Here is a 24,689-nt window from a genome sequence, read left to right on the forward strand (position 1 = left end):
GGCGTACCGGGCTTTCAGATGACGTACTTCTCGTGCGGGACGGCCCGCTCCCAGACAGCGTCGAAGGCGGCCGAGCACAACCGGGCGACCGCCGGCTCTTCGGCCTGGTCGGTGTGGACCCAACGCCCGTCACCGTCAAAGACGTTGAACTGAACGACGCGGTCGTCGAAGAGCCAGAAGTCGTTGCCCGGCAGCGCGAGATCGGACGCCTGCCGCCTGGGCAGCCAGCGGATATCCTCCCCGGCGGCGATGTTGGTGAAGGTGAACGAGTGCTCGTAGCGGATGTACTCGCTGACCGGCTCGGAGACGATCCGAGCGCGGCGTACCACGACGCCCCTGGCCGTTACCTCTTGGACGAGGTCGAGCCACGGGCGCCACCACGATTCACGATCGTCGGGGTTGAGCCGGTGGCCCCGCTTCCATGCCGCGAACCCCTCGTCCTCGTTGGAGACCGCGTACACGTCCCGTGTCTCAAGGTGCACGGCGGAGCGTTCGACGGACCGGATCAGGTCGGCGAAGCTATTCAGGCTTTGCGCCATCAAGTGCCTCCCTCAGCAGCGGGATCATGCGCTGCGGCAGCCGGATCACTCCCTCATGGTCCGGGAGAGGGCTGTCCTGGACTGTCCGGGTGACCGTGTCGGCATCTGCCCGGACACCTTGGATGACGAGATCGTGCGTCGCTTCGTCCACCCACACAGCCGGGCAGCCGTGATCCCCGGACTCCGGATCTTTCCCGACGAACCGTAGACGCATCGCCCCTCCCCATGTCCATTCGGTTGCTTCGGTCGCAGAGCCTCAGCCCTGCGCGGAGGTGCCGTCAAGGGCGCACAGGATCTTGTGCAACCGCGTGCAACTTCGTGGACCGAGCCGTTCCCGACTTCCTACGGTCGTAACCGGGAGCCGAGCGAAGAGTCGGGAGACGCAATGGCCACGAAGCCCAAGACCACCCAGGAGCCACCGGTGGAGCTTCCGATCGGCCTCAACGCATGGCTCTTGGACTGCGTGCCGGTCGCGGACTGCGAGACCTGCCAGTGCGAGTGGCGCAAGCTCAATGGGTGGAAGAGGCGCGGCGACATCGCCCAGGCCGCCAGGGCCGCCTCGAACGTACGCGGTCACGCCGGGGGCGGGCACTCATGACGATGGACATGTGCACCTACCGGGCTGGCCGCGAAGAGGCCACCGACGCGGCGGAGGCCATCCGGGAGGCGCTGGCCGGTCTCGGCTTCCCCGAGAGCATCTGGGGCAGTGTCCGCCCCATGGTCACCCACAGCGGCAAGCCGTACGTGCACCTGGGCATGGTCCGCGCGGACGTGGCCGAACGGATGGCGGAGGCTATGCGGTCTCCGATCGAGTCCGTTGAGTAGGGCCCGCCCGGCCCTGTCTCCAGTGGTGCGGCGGTGCCAAGGCCGGCACGCAGGCGGGGCGGTTCATCCGCTGGGCTTGCGGCCTGCGGCGTTGTGGGGAGCTGATCGTCAGGCCCAACTTCCGTCGACTTCGACCTCACCAAGACCGTCGTGGCGCCCTGCCGTCCGCGCGACGAACCCCTGCGGTGGATGCTCACGAACCCGCGAGCGATGCGCATCACCCGCCAGACGGACAACCTCTGGGCGCGCCTTCTCGACATCCCCCGAGTCCTGACACAACGCTCGTACCTCACACCCGGCGAGCTGCAATTCACCGTCGACGACGACCAGATGTGCCCGGCGAACAACGGGACATGGCATCTGGAGGCAGACGACCCGGTAGTGACGTGCGTTCCGGCCGACGAGACGGCAGATCTGACCATCACGCTCCTGGCGCTCAGTTCTCTCTACTTCGGTGGCATGTCGGTGCACCACCTGGCGAATGCGGGCCACATCACTCCGCACACCGACGGCGCGATCGGACGGCTTGCCCGGATGTTCTGGACCGATCCTGAACCGCACAACTCCTTCGGCTTCTGACAAGGACGATGATCAGCGAGGTCCAGCGGTCGGCTGCTTCGGTTCCCGCAGCCGGGGCGGGTCCAGCCCAGGGCCTGCTTGAACAGCGCTCAGTGTCTCGGCCCGGAGGTGGAAAAGGGTTCGCTGAGTACAGAGCAACGGCGCTAGCGTCCTTGGCTGTGACTTCTGAAGACCCCAAAGACCTGGTTCGGCGTGGGTATGACGCGCTTTCACTGCGTTATGACGAGGCGTACGACTCCGACACGAAGTACCAATCTTGGGTCGCCAGTCTGAACGCGCGGCTTGAGGAAGGCAGCAGAGTGCTGGACCTGGGCTGCGGCAGCGGAGTGCCCGTTGTGCGCGACCTTGCGGCAGCAGGACACCGCGTCACAGGCGTCGACATCAGCGAAGTGCAGATCCGTCGGGCTCAGGAACTCGTACCTCAGGCCGACTTCATCAGGGCCGATGCCACCTCGGTGGACTTCCCGGGCGGATCTTTTGATGCCGTGGTATCCCTCTATGCCTTGATTCACATTCCGCAGGAGGAACAGCTTCCGTTGCTGGAGAAGATCGCGTCGTGGCTGCGGCCCGGCGGCTGGTTTCTGTGCAGCACCGGCCAGCATGAGTGGACCGGCATCGACGAGAACTGGCTGGGCAGCGGGGTCGCCATGTGGTGGAGCCACGCAGATGCCGACACCAACCGGCTCTGGATCACCCGCTCGGGCCTGACGGTCGAGCAGGAGGAACTCATTCCTGAAGAAGGCAGCGAGCATGCGCTGTTCTGGGCACGACGCCCGCTGTGACGGAGCAGACGCCCGCTGTAACGGAGCAAACGAGTAGGAAAGGTCAGCCTGTGGTGGTGCTCTGTCCTCGCATCGCAAGCCCTCAGCGTTGCCAGAACTCGGTTCTGGCACAGATCCGGGGAGCGGTCGCGGAGGGTCACCCCGATGCTGATGCGGTTGGTCACGCGGTCATCAACAACAACGCCGGTTCGAACTGGGCGCCCACGCTTGATCGCTTGACGGAGAAGCCGCGGGTGCGGGTGCCGGGCTGAGACACCATCCGCTTGCCGGGCATCTGGAAATTCAGGGCTCTCCCAGTCGACCGCCTCGACGAGCTGCCCGCGCGTTGAGGCGGTTCGACTGGGAGAACTCTCGCGGGAGCGTCGATACTGGTGACATGACGTCGCCAGACACGTCCCGGGACCCGGTGTCCCCCGTGCCTGTGGCCCCCGTAACCGTCGACGCGCCGGTGGCCATAGCTCGTCCGCTGCTTACGCAGTCCTGGCTCGATCTGACCTTTCTGCACTGGGCTGTCGAGCCGGACGACGTCGCGGGGCTGTTGCCGGCGGGGACCGTGCCGGACACGTGGGGCGGGGTCACGTACGTCGGGCTGGTCGCGTTCCGGATGCACAAGGTCGGGTGGCTTCGGCTGCCGGGAGTGCCCTATCTGGGGTCCTTTCCCGAGACGAACGTCCGGCTGTACTCGGTGGACGCGCACGGGCGGCGTGGTGTCGTCTTCCGTTCGCTCGACGCGTCACGGCTGCTGCCGGTGGCGGTGGGGCGGCTCGGCTTCCGGATGCCGTACCTGTGGTCCCGGATGGAGATCGAGACCAGTACGTACGACGACGGCGGTGATCTCGTCACCTACACCAGTTCCCGGCGGTGGCCCGGGCGGCGTGGGGCGCGGAGTCGGATCGTCGTGCGGGTCGGTGAGCGCATCGACGAGCCGACCGGGCTGGAGCACTTCCTCACCGCGCGCTGGGGGATGCACGGCGCCTTCTTCGGGCGGTCGATGTTCCTGCCCAACGCCCATCCCCGGTGGCCGCTGCACCGGGCCGAGCTGGTGACGTGCGAGGAGGACCTGGTGGTCGCGGCGGGGCTTCCGGCGCCCGTCGGGCCGCCGGTGAGCGTCCTGTACTCACCCAGCGTCCCAGCCCGCTTCGGCCGTCCGGCCCGGCCGGCGGGGATCCCGACGCCCTGACGGGGCCGCTAGCCCCCGGGACTCACGCGTCGCCTTCCGATCCGGGGCGGGGCAGGGCGCTCAGGGCTTCCGGCGGGACGGTGTGGTCGAGGAGGTGGAGGGGCGCCGCGCGGACTCCGGCGGCTTCGGCGGCGTCCCAGTGGGCGAGGGCGCGGGGGAGGTCGACCAGGCCGTGGATCAGGGGCAGTTCCCCGTCGGGGGCGTGGGCGTGGAGGAGGGACTCCAGGCGGCAGGAGGCCAGGGTGCCCGGGATGTGGTGCTGGGTGCGGGCGGTGGCCCGGCCGGTGCGGACCAGGGCCGGGAGGTCCGGCGCCAGGTGCGTCTCGGTGGGGTCCAGGGCCAACAGGCCGCCTCCGACGATCAGTACGTCCTGCTGGTGCTTCATACGGTCCAGGGCCCGCGCCGTGTCGAAACAGTGCGGGAAGGAGTCGTCCACGACGATCGTGCCGGGCCGCAGCCGGTCGACGTCCAGGAGGGTCGTCGGGCCGCCGCTGACCGCCGTGACGATGAGGTCGGCCGAGCCGTACACCTCGGCGGGGAGGGCCCGGCTGCCGGCCGACTCGACGACCCGTACGGCCATGGTGGGGTGGTCGGCCGACACTTCCGTGGCCAGGCGGTGGAGGCGTGGGGCGCTGCCGGGGAGGTCGCACAGCAGGAGCCCGGCCGGTGGGCGGGGGCTGCGGGCCAGGAGCAGGCGTAGGGACGACGTGCCGATGGAACCGCAGCCGACCACGGCCAGGGTGAGGTCGGCGAGGTCGCGGTGGGTGGCGGTGAGCGCGGTGTGGACGGTCTTGACCACGGCGACGGTCGTGGCCGCGTGCCCGGTGGTGAGGGTCGTGGTGGTGGGGGTGGTGGGAGTGGTTGGGGTGCTCGTGGTGGTTGGGGTGGTCTGGGGGGCCGGAGAGGTCTCGCGCAGTACGTCGTAGCCGTAGCCCGTCAGCGACGGGATCATGCCGGCCAGCGAGACGCAGCGGGCGCCGAGCGACGCGGCGTGCTCCACGGCCCGCGCGGTCAGGCCGGCCAGCTCGGTCACGCCGGCCGGGCCGGTCAGTTCGTCGGCGAACAGGGGGAGCGAGAGGAAACCGGATCTGCCCAGGGGCGTGGTGACGCTCTCCAGGAGTCTGGCCCGGCCGTCCGGGAAGAGGAGGGCGCGGATCTGTTCCCGGCTCGGGGCCGCGTGTGGGGGGAGGCCGGCGAAGGCGGAGAGGTGGTGCGGGGCGGGGAGGTAGCCGATGAGGGCGGCGTCGAGGGGAGGGAACGGGCTCGGGGCGTCCTCGTGTGAGGCGTCCGTCAGCTGGCTGATCAACTCGTCTGCGAACGAGGTGAGTTGGCCGGACGTGAGGGCGCTCGCCGCAGCGCGGGCCGTGATGCGCAGGCCTTGGCCGTCCGGGGACGGGCGTACCGCCAGGAACACGTCGGTGCCGACCGGTGGTGGCGCGAGCGCGGTGTCGGTGTCGTCGGCGCGGAGGGTCAGGGTGGTGTCCGGGGCTCCGCCGAGGGAGGTGAAGTCGAGGAACGTGAAGAAGAACTGGGCGGTACGGGGCAGGCCTTGGGCCGTACGGAGGTCCAGGGGGCCGGCGGTGCGGGCCGCGATCGTCTCGGCGGCGATACGGCGCAGGTCCGCGCCGAAGCCGGTGTCGGGGGCGGCGGGGAGGAGAGCCGGGCGCAGCGCCACCGCCTCGGCGAACGGGCCGAAGACGCGGTGCGCTTCCGGTGTCGTCTCGTCCCGGCCGGTGACGGCCAGGCCGAGGACCAGGTCGCGTTGGCCGGTGAGGGTGGCGAGGGCGCGGTAGTACGCGGTGAGGAGCGGGGCGTACAGCGTGGTGTCGGCGGTCCGGGCGAGGCGGCGCAGGGCTCGGGTGCGGTCCGCGTCGAGGGCGAGGGTGGTGGTGTGGAAGCCGGGGGAGCCCGTACCTGTGCCGTTGGGGTGGGGTGCGCGCAGGGAGGGCGGGGTGTACGGGGTGTGGTGGCGGGCGCGGTACTCCTCGGTCTGGGGGTCCGCGTCCTGTCGGTTCGGGGCCTGTCGGCCCGAGGGCCGGTGGAGGACGTGGTCGCGGAAGGTGGAGCGCAGGGGCTCCAGGCCGAGGGCCAGGCCGCGTTCGAAACGGCCGTACACGGTGAGGAGTTCGCGGGTGAGGAGGGCCGCGCTGTAGCCGTCGCCGATGAGGTGGTGGGCGTGGACGAGGAGGACGTGCTCGTCGGGGGCGACGGCGAACAGGCGCAGACGCAGCAGGGGCCAGGCCCAGGGTTCGAAACGGCGGTTCGCTTCCTCCGCCACCCGTTCCTCCAGCTGGTCGGGGTGGGTCAGGGTCTCCGTCTCGACGGGGAGTCGTAGCGAGTCGGGGAGTTCCTGCTGTACGGGTGGGCGGGCGCCGGCCGGGAAGACCGTGCGGAGCATCGGGTGCCGGGCCAGGAGGACGTCGACGGAGCGTTGGAACAGGTCCGGGTTCAAGGGGCCGTGGATGCGGAAGCGGGCCAGCCAGGCGGGGTTGGTTCCGGTCGCGATGGCGTCGGCGAGGAGGAAGCCCTGTTGGGAGGGGGTGAGGGGGTACGGGCTGAGGGGATCGAGGGCGGCTGCTGGTTCGGGGGCCTGAGTCTCGGTCGGGCCAGCGGCGGTTGCGGCTGTCGCGGCGGTTACGGCGGTTGCGGCTGTCGCGGAGGCGGCGGTGGCGGCGGCGTCGATGGCTGCCGCCAGGGCGGTGAGGGTGCGGTGTGCGTAGACGGCGGTGGGGCGGGGCAGTGCGGGGCGTTCGTGGCGTAGGCGGGAGAACAGTTCCAGCACGGTGAGGGAGTCGCCGCCGAGCGTGAAGAAGTCGTCCTCCTGGTGGATCTCGGGCTCCGGGACATCCAGCAGTTCGGACCATGCGCGTGCCAGCAGGCGTTCGGTCGGGGACGTGGGCGGGGTGCGCGGGTGCTCGTGCCGGGGCTCGGTGTCCGTGTCCGCCCCGGCCTCGCTGCGGGGAACGAGTCGGTTGCGGTCGATCTTGCCCGTGCCGGTCAGGGGGAGGGCCGGGAGGGAGTGGACGCGGGCGGGGAGCATGTACGGGGGCAGGGTGCGGGCGAGGAAGGCGCGCACCTCGCGGGGGTCGGGGGCGTGCGTGCCGGCCCGGGGCTCGACGTAGGCCACGAGCCGTCCGTCGCGCAGGAGTACGGCGGCGCGGGCCAGGCCGGGGTGGGCGAGAAGGGCGGCCTCGACCTCGCCGAGTTCCACGCGGTGGCCCCGGACCTTCACCTGGTCGTCGAGCCGGCCCAGGAACTCCAGTACCCCGTCGGCCATACGGCGGACACGGTCGCCGCTGCGGTACCAACGGCGGCCGTCGCGTTCGGTGAAGGCGGCGGCGGTGAGGTGGGGGTCGCCCAGGTAGCCGGGGGTGAGGCCGGTTCCGGCGATGAGGAGTTCGCCGGATTCGCCGGGGGCGCAGGGGCGTCCGTGGGCGTCGACCACGGCCAGCTCGGTGCCGGCGACCGGTCGGCCGATGGGGAGCTGGCGTACGTCGTCGGCCGGGCGGGTGTCAATGATGTGGCAGGTGGCGTTGATAGTGGCCTCGGTGGGGCCGTAGAGGTTGGCGACCCGGTGGTGGCCGTTGCCGGCACCGCTGCTTCCGGTGTCGGTGTCGGTGGTCAGGAGGTCGAACCAGCGGCGTACGTGGGCGGCGGGCAGGGCCTCGCCGCCCACGTGGACCCAGCGCAGTGCGGAGAGGTCGGGGGCCGTGCCGCCCTGCCGGGCGCGTTCCTCGGCGGCGGTCAGCAGGCGTTCCCACAGCGTCGGCACCGAGCTCCACACCGTGATCCGGTCCGCCACGACCCGGTCGAGCAGGGCCTCGGGGTCGCGCAACAGGTCCCGCGAGAGGGTGTGCACCGTGGCGCCGACCAGCAGTGGGGCCAGCAACTGCCGCACGGAGGCGTCGAAACAGACCGAGGCGGTCTGCGCCAGCCGGTCGCCCGGGCCGTAGCCGAAGGTGGCCAGCGACCAGTCGAGGTAGTTCGTCATCGACCGGTGGGTGATGGGGACGGCCTTGGGACGGCCCGTCGAGCCGGAGGTGAAGATGACGTAGGCGATGGCTTCGGGATCGGGATCGGGATCGAGATTGGGATCGGGATCGGGATCGAGGGCGGTGCCGGGGGCGGGTTTCCGGGGGGTGGGCTGTCGCACGGTCACCGGTGTGACGCCGTCCAGGTCGGCGGCCGCCGCGAGCGTCGACGTGTCGCAGACCAGGACGCGGACTCCCGTACGGGCCAACTGGTCACTGTGCCGGGCGGCGGGGTGGGTGGCGTCGAGCGGTACCCAGCCGGCGCCCGCACGCAGGATGCCGACGACTCCGGTGACCGTGTCCGTGCCGCCCGGTTCGGTGAGGAGACCGACGAGGTCGCCGGGGCGTACGCCGTGGGCGCGCAGCCGGGCGGCGAGGGCGGCGGAGGCGGTGTCCAGGGCGGCGTAGGTGAGTGTGGCCGCGCCGGTGTCGACGGCGACGGACCGGGGCGTGGCGCGGAACTGGGCGCTCAGCCGGTCCACGATCCCACGGCCGGTTGTGTCGGGAGCCGTGACGCAGGCGCGCAGTTCGTCGACGTACTCGTCGGCGAGGCGGCGTACGGTCTCGGGGCGGAACAGGTGGGCCGGGTGGTTCCACGACAGGCGCAGGGCCGCGTCGGCCTCCCAGCAGAGCAGGCCGAGACGGGTGGCGGCGGAGGCGGTGGCCGCGGCCGTCGGGGTGACGGTGACCGGCCAGTCGGGGCCGTGGACCACCGGGAAGCGGGCGAAGCTGAACCCTGCCTCGGCCACCGTGCGCGGCGCCGGGCCGGTGGTGGGGCGTATCTCGGACAGCAGTCGGGCGAAGTCGGTGCTGTCCAGGGTCGCGTGGGCCTCGGCCTCCCGCCAGATCCGCCGCAGCCGGTCGGCGAGCGCGGTGACCGGTTCGGCGGGGTCGACGTCCACGAACACCGGCAGGGTGTCGGCCAGCGGCCCCACCAGCCGGTCGATGCCGGCGATCGGCAACTCCCGCCGCGCCCGCGCCACATTGACCGAGACGCCCCGCCGCCCGCTCCACCGCGCGAGACAACGTCCGTACGCCGCCAGCAACAGGTGGAACAACGACACGCCGTGCCGCGCGGCGGTCTCCCGGAGCGCGGCGGTCAGCGCCGCGTCGATGCCGGTGCGGTGGTGGAGGAGGGGCGGGGCCGGGGGCGCTTCGGGGTCGCCGTCGTACGGCAGGGCGAAGGGCATGGGTGTGGGCGCGGACGCGGGCGCGGGCGCGGGCGTCGGGGTGTGGTCGGTCAGACGGTCGCGCCAGTACCGCTGGTCCCGTGCGTAGGCCGGGGACCGGCGTTCGGCGTGCACCGCGTCCGCGTAGTCGGCGAACTGGCATGGCGGGGTGGGGAGTTCGGGTCTCTCGTCTCCATCCACCAGCGCCGTGTAGAGCGACCACAGCTCCTCGGCGAGGAGTTTGAGGCTGAAACCGTCCGCGGCGGCGTGATGGACGACCAGGAGCAGGTGGGCGAGGTCCGCGTCCTCACGGTCGTGGACGAGGACGGCCCGTACGGGGTCCTCGGTCCTCAGGTCGAACGGGCGGTTGCACAGGTCCCGTTCCAGGCGGGGCAGGTCGTGGCTTTCCTGTACGTCGTACCAGCGAGGTGCCGTGTCCACGGGGCCGGCGGGCGCGGCGTACTGGCGCGGTCGTGCGCCGCCGTCATCGGTGACGCGCATCCGCAGCATGGGGTGGCGGGCGGCGAGGTGGGCGAGGGCTCGGCCGAGGAGGGCGGTGTCGAGGGGGCCGCTGATGCTCTGGCGTACGTAGCCGTAGGCGGTGATGCCCTCGTGAAGGGATTCGGTGGTGTGGAAGGCGAGTTGGAGTTGGGTGAGGGGGAGAGGGGCTTGGTCGGTCGGTGTCGTGGGGGCGGTGCCCGGAGTCGCTGGGGCGGTGTGGGTGGCGGTGGTCAGATGGGTGGCCAGTTCGCCGATCGTGCGGTGTTCGAAGAGGAGCGTGGCCGGCAGGGGCAGGCCGAGTTCGCGTTCCAGGCGGCGGGCCAGGTCGACGGCGCTCAGGGAGTCCAGGCCGAGGGTGAGGAACTGTTCGTCGTCGCCGATGTCCTGTGGGGCACGGTGCAGGGCGTCGGCCAGGAGGCTGCGTATGACGGTGGTGACCTGGGACGGCGGAATGGTGGTGAGGGGGGTGCTGGGGGTGCTTGGGGCGATCGGCTCGCTCGGGTCGTCGCGTCGGCCGGTCTTGCGGAGGTGAGCGGTCGGGAGGTTCGCCTGCGTGGAGTCGGATGCGGGGGCCGGGAAGGCGCTCATGCCCGCCACCAGTACGTGCGCCGCGTCCAGGCCGACGGCCGCGTGCAGACCGGCCAGGGCGGCCCGCGCGGTCATGGGGGTGAGCGTGGTGGGCGTGGTGCGTGTCGTGGGTGCGGCGAGTGCGTCGGGTACGGGTTCGTGCGAGCGGAGTCGGGGCTGTGGGCCCGCCCCGCTCGCCAGGCCCGTGTCGGCGACGGGGCCGAGGGCGATCGACTGCCAGGGGCGGCCCGCGGCGCGTTCCGCGGTGGCGAAGGCGTCGAGGAAGGAGTTGGCGGCGGCGTAGTCGCCGAGGGCGCCGGCCAGGCCGGGCAGTACGGCGGAGACGGAGGAGAAGGCGACGCAGTGGGCGCCCTCCTGGCCGTGCCTGCGCAGGGCCTCGGCGAGCAGCGTCGTGCCGCGCACCTTGGCGGCCAGTACGCCCTCGATCTCGTCGTCCGGCTTGCCGCGCAGGCTGCCGGGGCGGGCCGTACCCGCCGCGTGGAACACCGCGTCCAGCGGTGGCAGGCCGGCGATGAGGTCGTCGACGTCGGCCGCGTCGCTGATGTCGGCCGCCTGGTAGCGGGCGTGGGCGCCGAGGGCGCGTAGTGCGGTGAGCAGGGCGCGGGGTGGAGTGACCGTGCGGCCGGTCAGGACGAGGGAGGGGGCGCCCCGCTCCGCGAGGTCCCGGGCGAGCGCCGAGCCGAGCCCGCCCGCACCGCCGGTGATCAGGTAGGTGCCGTTCGGAGGGAGGGGAGTGGGGGTTCTCGGGGTCCCGGTCTCGTTCGTCGGTGTGGCCGTGCGGGTGAGTCGGCGGCCTGTTCGCCAGGCGACGGTGCCGGCCGCGACGGTGCCGGCCGCAGTGGTGCCGGATGCGATGGTGGAGCACAACTCGCTTGTCAGCGCGTCGAGTTGCAGGTGCAGGGGGTCCTGGGACGTCAGGTCGACGCTCAGGGAGGAGAGGCCTGGGTGTTCCTCGGGGAGGGCGAGGGCGAAGCCGTGCAGGAGGGCCTGGGCGGGGCGGGGGCGGGCGGGGCGGTCGCCGCCGCCGGTGCTGTACGCGTCCTCTGTGACGAGGAGCAGTCGGCCGGGGCTCGGGTCGAGCGAGGGCAGCACCTCACGCAGGGCGGAGACGGCCGCGCTGGTCTCCGACGCGGGGCCCGTGGCGTCACCGGCGAACCACACGACGGTCTCCGGAGCGGCCGTCCGCGAGCCCTCGTGCGGCGCCGGCCCCACCACTGTCACTCCACGCCCGGTGAGCCGGTCGGTGAGGGCCCGGCGAAGTGGCGTGTCGGCGCCGGTGAGGCATACGACACGGGGGCCGGGCGCGGCGGTCAGCGGGGCGTCGCGCCAGAGGAGGGGCTGCGGGGTGGGTGGCAGGTCGCCGCCGGGGGAGGTGAGCGTCGTACCGGATGCGGATGCGGATGTGGACGTCGGATCGGGCGCGGATGCCGTACTGGACCCGGGCGCCGTGGTGAGCCGCTCCGGCCAGTGGCGGCGGCGCTGGAAGGGGTACGTGGGGACGGGCACCCGTCGCCGTACCGTGCTGCGTGCCGGCGACGTCGCGGCCAGCGGGACGCCACGGGCCCAGAGCCGCCCGACCGTCTCGAGCAACGCCCCGGCGCCCGCTACGGCCCCGGCTTGCGTGACCTGCACGGTGGACGGCACGAGGCCGGGATCGTGACCGGGGCCGGGATCGCGACCGAGGCCGGGATCGCGACCGGGGCCGGGCCGTGCGGCGGCCACCGCGTGGATCGGGCCAGAGAGGGAGGCACCGGGGCCGAGTTCGACGAACGTGTCGTAGCCGTCGTCGAGGAGCCGGGCGATGGCGGTGCCGAAGCGGACGGGGCGGACGGCGTGGTCGCGCCAGTAACCGGAGCCGGAGGTCAGGTCCGGGCCCCACTGGCCCGTGACGGTGCTCAGCATCGGCACGGTCGCCGGGTGGACGGTCAGGGCCTTCGCGGCGTTGTGGAGGGGGTCGAGCACCGGGGTCACCATGGGGGAGTGGAAGGCGTGCGAGACGCGGAGGCGACGGGCGGCCACGCCTCGGGCGGTGAGGGCGGCGACCGCACGGTCCACGGCCTCCGGCTCACCCGACAGCACCACCTGCGAGGGCGAGTTGACGGCGGCCACACAGAGGATGCCGCCGGACGCGGAGAGGCCGGCGAGGTCGGAGAGGACAGCGGCGACGGTGTGCTCGTCCGCCCGTACGGCCGCCATCGCACCCGGCGCGGCGAGCCCGCCCATCAGGCGCCCGCGTTCGGCGGCGAAACCGACCGCCTCGGCCAGGGGCAGGGCCCCGGCGACGCACGCGGCGGTGATCTCGCCGACGCTGTGCCCCACGACGGCGTCCGGCGTGACACCCCACGCGGCCAACTGCGCGGCCAGCGCCGCCCCGAACGCGACCAGCAGCGGCTGCGTCACCTCCGTGCGGGCCAGGTCGGCGGGGGCGGCGTCCTCGTCCAGACACCAGGCGGCCAGGGAACGGCCGAGCACCGGCCCGGTGAGGGACGAGGCCTCCTCCAGGACGTCACGGAACACGGCCGCCGAGTGGTACAAATCCCTCCCGGCACCCGGTCTTTGAGCCCCCTGCCCAGGCAACACGAACACCGTGCGGGGGCGGACCCGTACGGGTTCCGGCGCCGCCTCGCCGGCGAGGCTTCCGGAGGGCGCGGCCGAGCGCACGGCTGCCGCCGCTTCGAGCCGCTCGGCGAGGTCGCCCTGCGCCACCACGGCCAACCGGTACGGCCCTTCGTCCCGGGCGGTGTTGACGGTGGCGCACACCTCGCCCTCGTCCAGCTCGGGGTGGGCCCGCAGATGCGCGGCCAACTCGGCGGCGGCGACGCGCAGCGCGTCACCGGTGCGCGCGGACAGGGTCAGGAGGTGCGGGCCACGGGCGGCGGTGCCGTCCGCCACCATCCCTGTGTCGGCCGCTACCTTCCCCGTGTCGGCCGCCACCATCCCCTCGGCCACCCCCGCCCCCGCTTCCCTCGGCGCCTCCTCCAGAACCGCGTGCGCGTTCGTGCCGCCGAAGCCGAAGGAGTTGACGCCGGCGATCAGGGGGCGGCCCTCGGTGCCCTCCCCGTCGGTCCAGGGCTCGTGCTCGGTGACGAGGCGGAAGCCGGGTGCGACGCGTTCGAGGAAGGGCGCGGGTGGGGTGGTGTGGAGGGACGGCGGGAGTTGGCGGTGCGAGAGGGCGAGGACGACCTTGACGAGGGAGGGCATGCCGGCCGCGTTGAGGAGGTGCCCCAGGTTCGACTTGACCGAGCCGAGCCGGCGCGGGACCTCGTCGGGCCGTGGCGGGAACGCCTGCCCGAGCGACTGCGCCTCGACGGGGTCACCGATCGGCGTGCCCGTGCCGTGCGCCTCGACGTACGACACGTCGGCGGGGTCGACGCCGCACTCCGCGTACGCCCGGCCGATCACCTCGCGCTGGCCGCGCGGGGTGGGCGCGAGGAGGCCGAGCGAGCGGCCGTCGTTGTTGACCGCCGTGCCGCGTACGAGGGCGAGGACCGGGTCGTGGGCGGTGCGGGCGTCGGCGAGGCGGGCGAGCACGATCGCCGCGCCGCCCTCCCCCGGCACAAAACCGTCCGCGTCGGCGCCGAACGCGCGGCACCGGCCCGTCGGCGACAGGGCGCCCGTGGCTTCGAGGAGGCGGTGGCCGGTCGGGGTCAGGCCCAGGTTGACGCCGCCGACCACGGCGAGGTCGCACTCGCCGGAGAGCAGGCTGCGGCGGGCCAGGTGCAGGGCGACGAGGGCGGAGGAGCAGGCGGTGTCGACGGCCAGGGCGGGGCCGTTCAGGTCCAGCACCTGGGAGACGCGGGCGGCGATCAGGTTGGGGAGGTTGCCGGTGAGCGCGGCCGGGTGGCGGGCGAGGTCCCCGTCGGCGGCCTCGGCGAGGATCTCGCGGTAGCCGCTGTCGCCGGTGGCCGCGAAGACCCCCACCCTGCGGCCGGCCCGCCGGGGGCCCGCGTACCCGGCCCGCTCCAACGCCTCGTGCGCCAGCTCCAGAAAGATCCGCGCCTGCGGGTCGGTCGCCCGTGCCTCCGCGTCGTCCATACCGAAGAACACGGCGTCGAACCCCGCCGGCTCGGCAAGGAAGGCCCCGGCCCGGCCGACCGGGCCGGACCGGTCCCCCCACCGCCCCTCGGGCACACCGCCGACCGCCTCCCGCCCGGCGGCGAGCAACTCCCAGAACCCTTCAGCACTCCCGACCCCGGGAAACCGACAGGCCACCGACAGAACAGCGAGGGGATCAGCGACGGGACCAGCGACGGGACGAGCTTCGGTACCGTCGGCGGCGTCCGCGAGGGCCGCAGGCCCTTGAGGGGCGCGGGGAACTGCGCGATCAGCCACGACGTGCCGGCGGTGGCCACCGGACAGCTCCTCCCGAGCTGTCAGGCGCCCGCCCGCACCCGCGCCCGAAGCCGAACCCGCACCCGCACCCGCACCCGCCTCCCCCTCCCCCAACAGCCCGACCACATACCCGGCCAGCCCCGCCACCGTGTCGTGATCCCGCAGAACCCTCGGCTCCACCGTCACGGAGAACGTGTCCTCCAACCCCGCAAGCACCGCCATCGCCTTCAGCGACGACCCCCCGAGATCGAAGAACCGCTCCCCGAGCCCGACTTCGGACTCCGGAAGCTCCAGAGCACGCGCCCAGACCCCTCGTACCGTCCCCTGAACCTCGCGCAGCGACCGCGGGGCCACACCCGCACCCTCCACTGTTCCGGCCGTCGCCCCCGTCGCCCCCGTCGCCCCCGTCGCCCCCGTCGCCCCCGTTGCCCCTGTCGCCCCCGGCGTCGCCGTCGCGGCGTCACCCCACCGGTCCTCGACCACCCCGTACTCCCCGGCCTCGAAGCGCGCACGCATCACGCCCCGGCGCAGTTTTCCGCTGGTCGTACGCGCGAACGCCCCCGGCGGCAACGGCAGCACCCGTACGTCGTCATGGCCGAGAACCTCCCGCAGTCGCCCGGCGGCGGCCCGGACCACCGGCGCGCCGGTCGCCCGCTCGGCCCGCGCCCACTGCACGAACGCGACGACCCGCTCGCCCCCGCCGTCCGGATCGGTGGACCCCACGACCGCCACGGCCCCCGGCGGCAGCCCCGGCGTCGCCGCGACCGTCTCCTCCAGGTCCGACGCGTGGAACGTACGGCTGTTGACGAACACCACGTCCTTGTGGCGCCCGGTGACACACAGCCGCCCGTCCCGCACGAAGCCCAGGTCGCCGGTACGCAGCCACCCGTCACCCCCGAACGCGTCCGCGCTCGCCTCGGGCGTCCGGTGGTACCCCCGCCCCAACTGCGGCCCCCGCACCTCCACATGCCCGACCCGCGCCTCGCCCAGCGCGGCCGAAGCACTCCGCCGCCCGTCGGTGATCCGGACCTCGCAGCCTTCCACAGGGCGCCCCAGGTCCATCAACTCCACCGCGTGCGGCCCCGGTTGGGCATCGACCACATACCCCCGGCCGAGCGCGTCCCGGTCCAGCACCAGTGGCGTGGCGATCTCGCCCAGCGGCGGTACGGTCACGGCGAGCGTGGCCTCGGCCAGGCCGTACACCGGCAGCGGGGCGCGCGGGTCCAGCCCCGCCGGTGCGGTCCGGGCCGTGAACTCCCGCCAGACACGCGGGGCGATGGGCTCGGCGCCGACGAGCATGAGGCGTACGTGGCTCAGGTCCAGGCCCGCGAGCGCGGCGGCCGGGACGCGGCGTACCGCGAGGGCGAGGGCGAAGTTGGCGGCCGAGAGGAGGGTCGCGCGGTGGCGGGCGACGGCCTCGAACCACAGGGCCGGGCGCTTGGCGAAGGACAGCGGTTCGATGCGTACCTGCTTCAGGCGCGCGGCCATGGGGACGAGATGCGTGCCGATGAGACCCATGTCGTGGAAGTACGGCATCCAGGTCGCGATCACGTCGTCGGCGGTGATGGCCGTCGCGGCGCGGATCTGGCGGAGGTTGGCGAGGACGCCGGCGTGGGTCAGTTCCACGCCCTTGGGGGCGCCGGTGCTGCCGGAGGAGAACTGGAGGAAGGCGACGTCCTGGGGGGAGGCGCGGTGGAGCCGCCCGGGCGGCCGGCCCTCCCGGAGCTCGTCCAGCCGCAACACCCGTATCTCGCCGTCGAGCTGATCCTCAGCTGTGGTGCCTTCCAGGACGGCGGCTGCCGCTGCCGCCCCGTCCACGAGCACGGGCGGTCCGCCCAGGAGTTCCCGGACAGGGCCGATCCGGCGCGGCTCCGGGGCCAGGGGTACGGGCACGGCGCCCGCCGCCAGCGCGCCCCAGAACATCGGCTGGAAGGTGTCGCCCCGGTCGGCGACCAGCGGCAGCGGGGTGCCCGGTGTCACGCCCGCCGCGAGGAGGCCGCCGGCCACGCGCAGCGCGTCGTCCCGGAGTTCGGCGAAGGTGACCGTGTGCTCGGCGCCGTCGCCCCGGACGTGAACGACGGTCTGACCGGGGGCCTCCCGCGCCGCCGCGAGCAGCACGTCCAGCAGCGTCGACTCCGCTGCGCCGGTCATACCTTCATTCGATCTCTCCACCGTGCGGACCTTACAAGTCGGCCCTACGGAAGACCCACCGCCGCAGAACGCCAGCGTGTCCCCCGTCCGGGTGGCCGCCTAGCATGCCGAGCCATGGCGATGTTCGTGCACCTGACCTCGGCGGCCAACGCGCCGCGCATCCGGCGGGCCGGAGTCCGCGCGACCGCTCACGGGCAGGGCGGGGCGCGCGGCGTCTACTGCTTCCCGGTGCTGCCGTCGTACACCCTCACCCACCAGTGGCTGCGTGAACTGGGCCGGTTCGGCAGCAGGGGCGGGCTCGTGGCCGTGCATGTGCGGCTGGACGACGCCGAGGAGGTGCTGGTCGGCCGGTACACGGACCGTGCGCGGGGCGGGCAGGACAGTGTCACCGCGGCCGAGGCGGTGCGGCGGATCTCGGCGACGGCCGACCCGCGGGGGTGGGAGGTGTTCGTGCCCCGGGCGATCCGGCCGCGCGAGGTGCACCGGGTGCGGCCGGCACCGCAGGTGGTGGGGTGGCGGTATCTGCCGGACGCGCACGGCACCCGGCCCTGCACCTGTTTCGGGTGCCGGGTGCGCGGCGGGTACGGGGCGCGGCGCCTGCGCGAGCGGCTCCCGCACCCGCTGGACGGTCCGCCGCCGCCCGCCCGGACCCTGCTCGCCCGGATCGACGCGGCCGGTGACCCCGGTGACCCGGTCACCCTCCGGGAGGCCCTGCACTGGTTCGGCATGCGCCGCCGGGGACCCCTCGACCGGCTGGCCCGCCTCTCCACCCACCCCGACCCGGGCGTCCGCGAGGACCTGGTCTGGGCGGTCTCCCACTGGTCCACCCCCGGCGTCACCGACCTGCTCGACCACCTCGCCGCCGACCCCCATCCGGAGGTGCGGGACGCGGTGGAAGCGGTGCGTGAGGGGTAGCCCACCCATGCGGACCCCTGGTGACCAGCCCCCTGGTGACCAAACCCCCTGGTGACCAGCCCTTTCCCCATTCAGCCCCTAGGCCACCGGAGCCCCGGGCCCCTGGCTCGACGGAGTCGGCGTCCCGGACTGCGGCGGGCTCGGATACGGCTTCCTCGCCATGGACGTCAGGCCGACCCCCAGCAGCACGAGGGCCGGCCCGTACATGGGTGTGGACCCCCACAGGCTCAGCAGGCCCCCGGAGCAGGTCGCGGCCCCGCCCGCTCCCCACCACCTCGGCCGGGGGAGTGTCCGCAGACCGAGCACCGGCACGAGGATCCGGCCGCTGGCCAGCGCGGTGAGACCGAGGACGAGCAGACCGGCGAAGAACACGGTCAGGGCCACCTTGATCGCGAACACGGGTCCTCCTTCCGGGTCCACCATCTGACGCGACCCGGCCAACAGAGAACCCGCCGGGGGCAAGGGCGGGGCAAAAGATCGCTGCCGTACGGGGGAGGGGGCGGCCGAAACGGCTCACCCCGACCCCTCACCCAGCCTACTCAAGCCCCGTCCACTCAACCCCCGTCTACGTCCAGCTGTGCGCCACGTCCACCACCAGCCGGTCCGGCAGCTGGAGTACCCGGAACGGGAGGCGGGCTCGGACGCCGAGGCCTATCTGGGTCTCGCCCTCGAAGCTGCCGGCGAAGCGGGTGTCGCGGAAGGTGCGGTAGCCGGAGATGTCGACGCCGGGCAGGGGTGCGGCCACCTCGCCCGGGTACGCGACCCCGCCGGTCTCGGGGTCGTAGCTCGGCGCGGCGACCCGGATCTCGAGGATGGCCCCGCCGCGCACCGCGATGGGGTCGCCGGAGCCGGCCTGGTGGAGCCGGTCGACGTACTGGACGTAGTAGCCGACGCGGTCACCGCCGTCGGGGACGTCGAACACGATGCGGTCGTAGCAGTCGTGCCGGCCGGTCCTGATGTCCGACAGCGGCACGGCACCGCTGTCGGGGCTGCCCTTGACGCCGCTGCCCCAGCCCGTCGGGCAGGCTGTGGCGCCGCGCGCGGCGCCTCCCGGCGCGGCGCTCGCGGTGGCCGCCGCCGTCCCGATCGCGGTCCCCGCGAGCGCGAGTGCCGCCAACGCGGCTCCGATTCGTCGCATGTCGCCCCCCTTGGTGACACAACGCCGATGTGGCGCTGATATCGGATGAGACAGGCGGGTATGGCGGAAGGTTGTACTCCGGGCGTCGCGAAATCGCCCCGGGGCGGTGACAGCGGGCCGGGAACCGGCGGCTACTTCTGGGCCACGGGCGAGCCGCTTCGTTCCGGGCGGTGGCGGCGGGACGCCGGGGCGGGGGAGGGGACCTTGCGCAGGAGCGGGGTCGTGGTGGCGCGTCCGGTGGTGCCCGGGCCGCCGCCGGGCGGCCTGGTCACGTACTGGCTGTGCAGGCTGTCGTCGATCCGGCAGAGGACTCCGGTGGTGCGGCCGGGCGGAGCGGTCGGGTCGAGCTTGGCGGTGAAGGCGGCCAGGCGGTCGTAGAGGGTCCTGCTGCGGGCGCCGTTGGCGGTGGCCTCGGCGGTGGTGGCCTCGCGGAGGGCGTCGAGGAGGAGGACGAGGTTGTGGCCGGAGACCAGGACGTCCTGCATGCCGCCGTCCGCCTTGGTGATCCGGCCCGGCGGCAGGTTGGGGTCGGCCGTGAAGCGGGCCGCCTTGGTCGCGCCGGGGCCGACGCGGTCGTACGGGTCGCGGGTGCTCTGGGTCCAGCCGGGCTCCCAGATGCCGAACGCCGTGCGGGCCAGGAAGGTCCAGGTGTCCTCGTGGCAGCGCAGCGTGAGGTACGAGACGCCGGCCGCGCGCCGGAGCGTGCCGTTGTGCTGGTCGAGGGCGACCCGGTTCGCGGCGAGGGCGGCCCGCAGGACCGTGCGGTCCTCCTCCCGCCAGCGTCGTTCCTGCTCACCACGCTGGACCAGCAGATCACGTTTGACCTGCTGGTTCTTCGCGTACTGCTCGACGAACGTCTTGAGCGACGCTGCGAGCGACGTGGTGAATGCCTTGCACATCTTGAACATGGCGCCTGCTGAGGTCGGGCCGGACATCCTGGTGGCGCGACATCCTGGTGTCGCAGCGGCCCAACGACGTTCATCAGATCTTGGTCACGCCGAGTGCCCTTTCCGTGACCTCGTCAGCGGCTGGATACGGGTGCCGAAGTTCTCGATCGAGGGGGCCCTCCAGGAAGTCGTTCCGTGACCATCCGTCAACTCGATTCGCAGGCAGTCTTGTTGGGGTGTACCCGGCAGGCAGGACGGCGCGGGGGAGCCGCTGTGGAATTCCTGTGGCGGACTGCCTTACGTGTGGGTAGAACGTTAGGGTCGCCCCTATGAACGCACGGCTGGCCCTGCTCAGCACGGTGGATCCCGGTGTCGCGGAGAGCGAGGTCTTCCGGCTGGCGCTCCAGCACGCGGTCGGTGAACTCGGCGCCCTCGGCGGGATGATCCATCTGAGGGGCCCCATGTCCGCCCTGCGTCTGGTGTCGGTCACGGGCCTCCCGCCCGCCCTCACCCGCCCCTGGGAGATCATCGACCAGGAAGGCCCGCTGCCCCCGGCCCGCGCCCTGCACCAGGGCAGCGGACGGTGGTCGCCGCTGGGGTCCATGGCCATCGCCTGGCCCGGCACCGGCCTGGCCGCCCTGCCCGTCTCCTGCGGGGACCGCACGATCGGCGCGCTCACCGTCCTCACCGGCGACCGGGGCGAACCCACCGGCGAGGAGTGGGACTTCCTGCGGGCGCTCGTCGACTGGATCCAGGACCGCATGGCGCAGGCGCCGTCGGCGTCGGCCCCCGCACAGTCCGAGCCGAACGGCGAGCGGCTGCGGCAGGCCCTGCAGCAGGTCAGCGTCGGCTCCTGGGACTGGGACATCCGCACCGGCGAACTGAGCTGGGACGAGGCCGCCCTGGAGCTCTACGGCACCCGGCGGGCCGATTTCACCGGCAAGATCGAGAACTGGATGCGGATCGTCCACCCCGACGACCTCGCTCCCACCCTGGCCGCGGCGCAGCAGGCGATCCGCGACCACACCGTGTACGAGGCGGAGTACCGCGTACGGCGCCTGGACGGCACGTGGGGCTGGACGCATGCCCGCGGCCGGGCCACCTACGACGAGCACGGCGACCCCCTCCGGATGATCGGCTTCGGCTGGGAGAGCAACGAGTCGCGGTCCGCCCGCGACGCGCTCGGCCGAGCCCTGCGCCACATGAGCGAAGGTTTCCTCGCCGTCGACGACGACTGGCGGATCACCTTCGCCAACCTGGAGGCGGAACGCACCCTCGGCCTCTCCGAGGAGGAACTGTTCGGCCGCGCCCTGTGGGACCTGCCGTACGCCCACCGGATACCCGGGATGGAGAAGCGCTGCCGGGAGGCCGCCGCGCGGGAGAAGCCCTGCGAGTTCGACGTCCACCTGCCGGACCTGGACCGTCTGTGCCATCTGCGGCTGGTGCCGGGGCTCGGCGGGCGCACCCTCTACTTCACCGACGTCACCGAGCGGCGCCAGCTGGAGGAGGAGCGCCGCGACGCCGAGCGCGCGGCCTCCGAACGGGCCCACCGGATCGCCGCGCTGACCGCCGCGCTCGCCAAGGCGACCACCTCCCGCGACGTCGTCGACGCGGTCGCCCGCCGGGTCCTGCCGCCGTTCGCCGCCACCGGCCTCCTCGTCCAGGTCATCGAGGGAGGCCGCCTCCACAACGTCGGCGCCGTCGGCTACACCGACGAGTTCATCAACCTCGTCAACCACCGCCCCAGAACGCCGCTCGGGCCGGCGTGGGACGCCATCAACACCGACACCCCGATCTTCCTCTCCTCACCGCAGGAGTACGCCGCGTACGTCCCCCAGTACGCCGACCTGCCGGCCCGCGCCGGCAAACAGGCCTGGGCGTTCCTGCCGCTGACCGCGTCCGACCACACCTTCGGCGTGTGCATCGTCTCCTTCGACCGGCCGCGCCGCCTCACCGACGAGGAACGCACCCTCCTCACCGCGATCAGCGCCCTCCTCGCCCAGGCCCTGGAACGCGCCCGGCTCTACGACCTCGAACACACCCGCTCCCGGGAACTCCAGCGCGCCCTGCTCCCGCAGGACCTGCCGGTCCTCGCCGCCTGCGAGTCCGCCGCCCGCTACCTCCCCGCCGGGCAGGGCATGGACGTCGGCGGCGACTGGTACGACGTCATCCCGCTCTCCAGCGGCCAGGTCGCCCTCGTCGTCGGCGACGTCATGGGCCACGGTCTGCCCGAGGCCGCCACCATGGGCCGCCTGCGCACCGCCGTCCACACCCTCGCCGACCTCGAACTGCCGCCCGACGAGATCATGAGCCACCTCAACGACATCGTCGGCAACATGGGCGAGGAGTCGTACGCCACCTGCCTGTACGCCCTCTACGACTCCACCACCCGGATCTGCTCCATCGCCCGCGCCGGGCACCCGCCGCCCGCCCTGGTCCGCCCCGACGGCAGCGTGTGCTTCCCCGAGCCGACCGCCGACCCGCCGCTGGGCGCGGCCAAGCCGCCGTTCGAGACGGTCGAGGTGACCGTCCCCGAGGGCAGTCTGCTCGTGCTCTACACCGACGGCCTGGTCGAGTCGGCGAAACGGCCCATAGAGGAGGGCATGGCCGACCTGGCCCGGCTGCTGCGCACCGCCCACGACGACGGCACCGCCGCCGACCTGGAGCGCCTCTGCGACACCCTCACGCACGGCCTGCTCCCCGCCGAGCACGCGGCGGCCGACGACGCCGCGTTCCTCGTCGCCCGTCTGCACGCGCTCACCGAGGACCGGATGGCCTCCTGGGCCCTCCTCGACAACCCCAGGGCCGCCGGCCAGGCCCGCCGCCACGTCCGCGAACAGCTGGCCGCGTGGGGCCTGGACGACCTCGCCCCCACCACCGAGCTCCTCGCCAGCGAACTCGTCGGCAACGTCGTACGCCACGCCAAGGGCCCCGTCCGCCTGCGCCTGCTGCACGGCTCCGCGCTGGTCTGCGAGGTCTTCGACGGCAGCCTCACGATGCCCCGGATACGGCGGGCCGCCGACACCGACGAGGGCGGCCGGGGCCTGCAGCTCATCACCGCGCTGTCCCAGCGCTGGGGCACCCGCTACACCGCCACCGGCAAGTGCATATGGACCGAACAGTCCCTCACCGGCCCCGACCCGCACCGGGAGCCGCCGGCCGACCCGCTGGAGCTGATGTTCCTGACGCCGGAGGACTTCGACGGCGACCTGGACGCACTGACCTTCGGGGACCTGGGCATGGGCACGGCCACGGGCATGGACACAGGTATGGGCACGGGCACGGGCATGGACACGGGTACGGACACGGACGTCGAGACGGACGTGGGCCGGGAGCGGGACCGGTAGGGCGGCCGGCCCCGCTGGGGATGTCGGTGCCCGGCCCCCGCTCAGCAGTTGCGGATGGAGTAGACGGGCGCCCAGTTCACGCCGTAGACGCCGTTGTTGGCCGGGTAGGACGCCAGCTCGTTGCCGCTCGATCCGTAGACGCGGGCGACGGCGCCGCCGGTCTGACTGTTCTGGGCCTCGCCCCACTCGTTCCAGTTCGACAGCGAGTAGCGGGCGCAGTTGTAGAAGTAGAAGACGCGGAACCGGCCCGCCGCCGGGTCCCAGACGGACGCGCAGAAGTTGCCCGAGCTGCAGATGATGCCGGAGCCGGCCGGGAGGAGCTCCGAGCGCACGGCCGGGGATGTGGTCGGAGAGGCGGCGGACGTGGCGGAGGAGGCCGCCTGGGCCGTGCCGGAGGCGAAGACGGAGGTGAGCACCAGGGTCATGGTGCCGACCGCGCCGAGAAGCGAACGCTTGATACGCATGGTTCGGATTCCCCCTGTGGGTGTCGAGTGGTGGGTGTCGAGCGGTGGTGTGGGGACACGGGCGGACGCTGGTCGTGGCGGCCGTCGCCCATCGCCCGACGGCCGTCGGCCGACGGCCGTTCGGACGGAAGCGGACCGCCCGGCGGGTACAGGCACGGCGGATCGCCGACCGTGGTGTTCCCCCGCGTTCCCATGGTCACCGTCACCGCTCGGCCCGCACCACGGCTTTCGAGCGTGCTCGAATACCGCAGGTCACGCCGCTTTCCAGGAGGTCGGCGCCCAGACCGGTGAGGGTGTGCAGGACGGCACCGCCGATCCGCCGGCTGGTGAGGAGCCCCGACTCCCGCAGCACGGCCACATGATGGCTGACGGTCGCCGGACTGAGCCCGACCCGGCCCGCCAGCTCGCTCGTGGTCCGGCCCTCGGCCACCTCCTCCAGCACGGCGGCCCGCGCCCGGCCGAGCAGCGCGGCGAGGGCCTGGTGGGTGCCGGGAGCGGCGGGCGGCGCGGGTGCCAGCCAGCGGGGGTCGTGGGTGACCGGGTGGACCAGCACCGGCGGCAGGGAGCCGTCCTTCAGCACGATCGGGCCGGGCCAGCAGAAGAAGGAGGGGATGATCCGCAGCCCCCGTCCGTCGAGGTGGAGGTCTCCGTGCAGATGGGAGCCCGCGATGTGCAGCACCGGCGCCGACCACCGCACGCTCGGGTGCAGCCCCTCCGCCAGACCGGCGAAACCGGACCGCAGCAGGGACCTCGCGGCGACCGACCGGGCCTCGTCGAAGCGGTCGCGGACATGGGCCCAGTATGGGGCGACGAACCGTTCGTGATGTCTGCGGACCAGGCCCGCGAGGCCGTGCAGCGCCTGGGTGTCACCGTCGGCGAGCGGTCGCGCCCAGCCGGGCAGCGGGCGGGTGAGGGCCAGCTCCGCCAGGTCGGTCCGCAGCCGGCGGCGGGGCGTCGACAGCAGCGCCTCCACGCCCGTCTCGAAGCCGGTGGCCGCCCCGGCCGGGGTGAGGAAGTCCGCCGAGTAGCCGCGGGGCGGGGCGAGATGGCGCAGCCGGTTCAGCTCCGGGTCGAAGTGGCCGCGCGACGCCCGCCGCCAGCGGCCGAACACCAGGGGGCCGTCCCGGTTCTGCAGCAGATGCAGACTGAGCAGCCCCTCCCACAGCGGATCGGGTTCCTCGGCCAGGACCACCCGGGCCAAGTCCTCGTACGTGAAATGGATTCGCAGCCCCACCGGCCCCGCTCCCCCCAGCCCCACCCC

Annotated in this window: 14 protein-coding genes; 7 read left to right on the top strand and 7 right to left on the bottom strand. The window is 73.2% G+C overall.

Features of this window, described 5'->3' with window-relative positions:
• Nucleotides 1-14 precede the first annotated feature (14 nt).
• A complete protein-coding gene (locus ACWD26_RS36555; protein ID WP_451276744.1) occupies nucleotides 15-539 on the bottom strand; it encodes a DUF6879 family protein in 525 nt (174 codons plus the stop codon).
• A 385-nt stretch (nucleotides 540-924) separates the two neighbouring features.
• Here ACWD26_RS36555 and ACWD26_RS36560 point away from each other — a divergent pair, with 385 nt between their 5' ends.
• The 5 genes from ACWD26_RS36560 to ACWD26_RS36580 all read left to right on the top strand — a co-directional run bounded on the left by ACWD26_RS36560 (nucleotide 925) and on the right by ACWD26_RS36580 (nucleotide 3,905).
• Nucleotides 925-1,137: a hypothetical protein gene (locus tag ACWD26_RS36560; protein ID WP_451276745.1), complete on the top strand. Its 213-nt coding sequence runs from the start codon at nucleotides 925-927 to the stop codon at nucleotides 1,135-1,137.
• A complete protein-coding gene (locus tag ACWD26_RS36565; RefSeq protein ID WP_451276747.1) occupies nucleotides 1,134-1,364 on the top strand; it encodes a hypothetical protein in 231 nt (76 codons plus the stop codon). The genes ACWD26_RS36560 and ACWD26_RS36565 overlap by 4 nt, the downstream gene beginning before the upstream one ends.
• 189 nt (nucleotides 1,365-1,553) lie before the next feature.
• Nucleotides 1,554-1,943 (top strand): sterol carrier protein domain-containing protein, encoded by a 390-nt coding sequence (locus ACWD26_RS36570; protein ID WP_451276749.1) that lies wholly within the window; start codon nucleotides 1,554-1,556, stop codon nucleotides 1,941-1,943.
• A 158-nt stretch (nucleotides 1,944-2,101) separates the two neighbouring features.
• Nucleotides 2,102-2,725: a class I SAM-dependent methyltransferase gene (locus ACWD26_RS36575; RefSeq protein ID WP_451276751.1), complete on the top strand. Its 624-nt coding sequence runs from the start codon at nucleotides 2,102-2,104 to the stop codon at nucleotides 2,723-2,725.
• A gap of 376 nt (nucleotides 2,726-3,101) precedes the next feature.
• Nucleotides 3,102-3,905, top strand: coding sequence for a YqjF family protein (locus ACWD26_RS36580; RefSeq protein WP_451276753.1), 804 nt, complete (start codon nucleotides 3,102-3,104; stop codon nucleotides 3,903-3,905).
• Between the two features lie 22 nt (nucleotides 3,906-3,927).
• On the opposite strand, the gene ACWD26_RS36585 is transcribed toward ACWD26_RS36580, so the two are convergent.
• Nucleotides 3,928-16,677 (bottom strand): amino acid adenylation domain-containing protein, encoded by a 12,750-nt coding sequence (locus tag ACWD26_RS36585; RefSeq protein WP_451276754.1) that lies wholly within the window; start codon nucleotides 16,675-16,677, stop codon nucleotides 3,928-3,930.
• 114 nt (nucleotides 16,678-16,791) lie between these two features.
• On the opposite strand from ACWD26_RS36585, the gene ACWD26_RS36590 reads away from it, so the two are divergent.
• Nucleotides 16,792-17,592 carry a HEAT repeat domain-containing protein gene (locus ACWD26_RS36590; protein WP_451276755.1) on the top strand — a complete coding sequence of 267 codons (801 nt, stop codon included), beginning with the start codon at nucleotides 16,792-16,794 and terminating at the stop codon, nucleotides 17,590-17,592.
• 78 nt (nucleotides 17,593-17,670) lie between these two features.
• On the opposite strand, the gene ACWD26_RS36595 is transcribed toward ACWD26_RS36590, so the two are convergent.
• From ACWD26_RS36595 to ACWD26_RS36605, 3 genes are all read right to left on the bottom strand, one after another.
• Nucleotides 17,671-17,991 (bottom strand): hypothetical protein, encoded by a 321-nt coding sequence (locus tag ACWD26_RS36595; protein WP_451276756.1) that lies wholly within the window; start codon nucleotides 17,989-17,991, stop codon nucleotides 17,671-17,673.
• Between the two features lie 166 nt (nucleotides 17,992-18,157).
• On the bottom strand, nucleotides 18,158-18,730 hold the full coding sequence (locus ACWD26_RS36600) for an AMIN-like domain-containing (lipo)protein (protein ID WP_451276758.1): 573 nt from the start codon (nucleotides 18,728-18,730) through the stop codon (nucleotides 18,158-18,160).
• A gap of 131 nt (nucleotides 18,731-18,861) precedes the next feature.
• Nucleotides 18,862-19,629 (bottom strand): hypothetical protein, encoded by a 768-nt coding sequence (locus tag ACWD26_RS36605; protein ID WP_451276760.1) that lies wholly within the window; start codon nucleotides 19,627-19,629, stop codon nucleotides 18,862-18,864.
• Between the two features lie 317 nt (nucleotides 19,630-19,946).
• On the opposite strand from ACWD26_RS36605, the gene ACWD26_RS36610 reads away from it, so the two are divergent.
• Nucleotides 19,947-22,964 carry a SpoIIE family protein phosphatase gene (locus tag ACWD26_RS36610; RefSeq protein ID WP_451276761.1) on the top strand — a complete coding sequence of 1,006 codons (3,018 nt, stop codon included), beginning with the start codon at nucleotides 19,947-19,949 and terminating at the stop codon, nucleotides 22,962-22,964.
• A 41-nt stretch (nucleotides 22,965-23,005) separates the two neighbouring features.
• Here the strand turns inward: ACWD26_RS36610 and ACWD26_RS36615 are convergent, their stop codons facing one another.
• The gene (locus ACWD26_RS36615) at nucleotides 23,006-23,428 is read right to left on the bottom strand and encodes a hypothetical protein (RefSeq protein WP_451276763.1); all 423 of its coding nucleotides are present in this window, start codon (nucleotides 23,426-23,428) and stop codon (nucleotides 23,006-23,008) included.
• Between the two features lie 202 nt (nucleotides 23,429-23,630).
• Complete coding sequence (locus ACWD26_RS36620; RefSeq protein WP_451276765.1) at nucleotides 23,631-24,662, bottom strand: helix-turn-helix domain-containing protein; 1,032 nt, start codon at nucleotides 24,660-24,662, stop codon at nucleotides 23,631-23,633.
• Nucleotides 24,663-24,689: the final 27 nt, after the last annotated feature.

It is taken from the genome of Streptomyces sp. NPDC002787, from assembly GCF_053592095.1.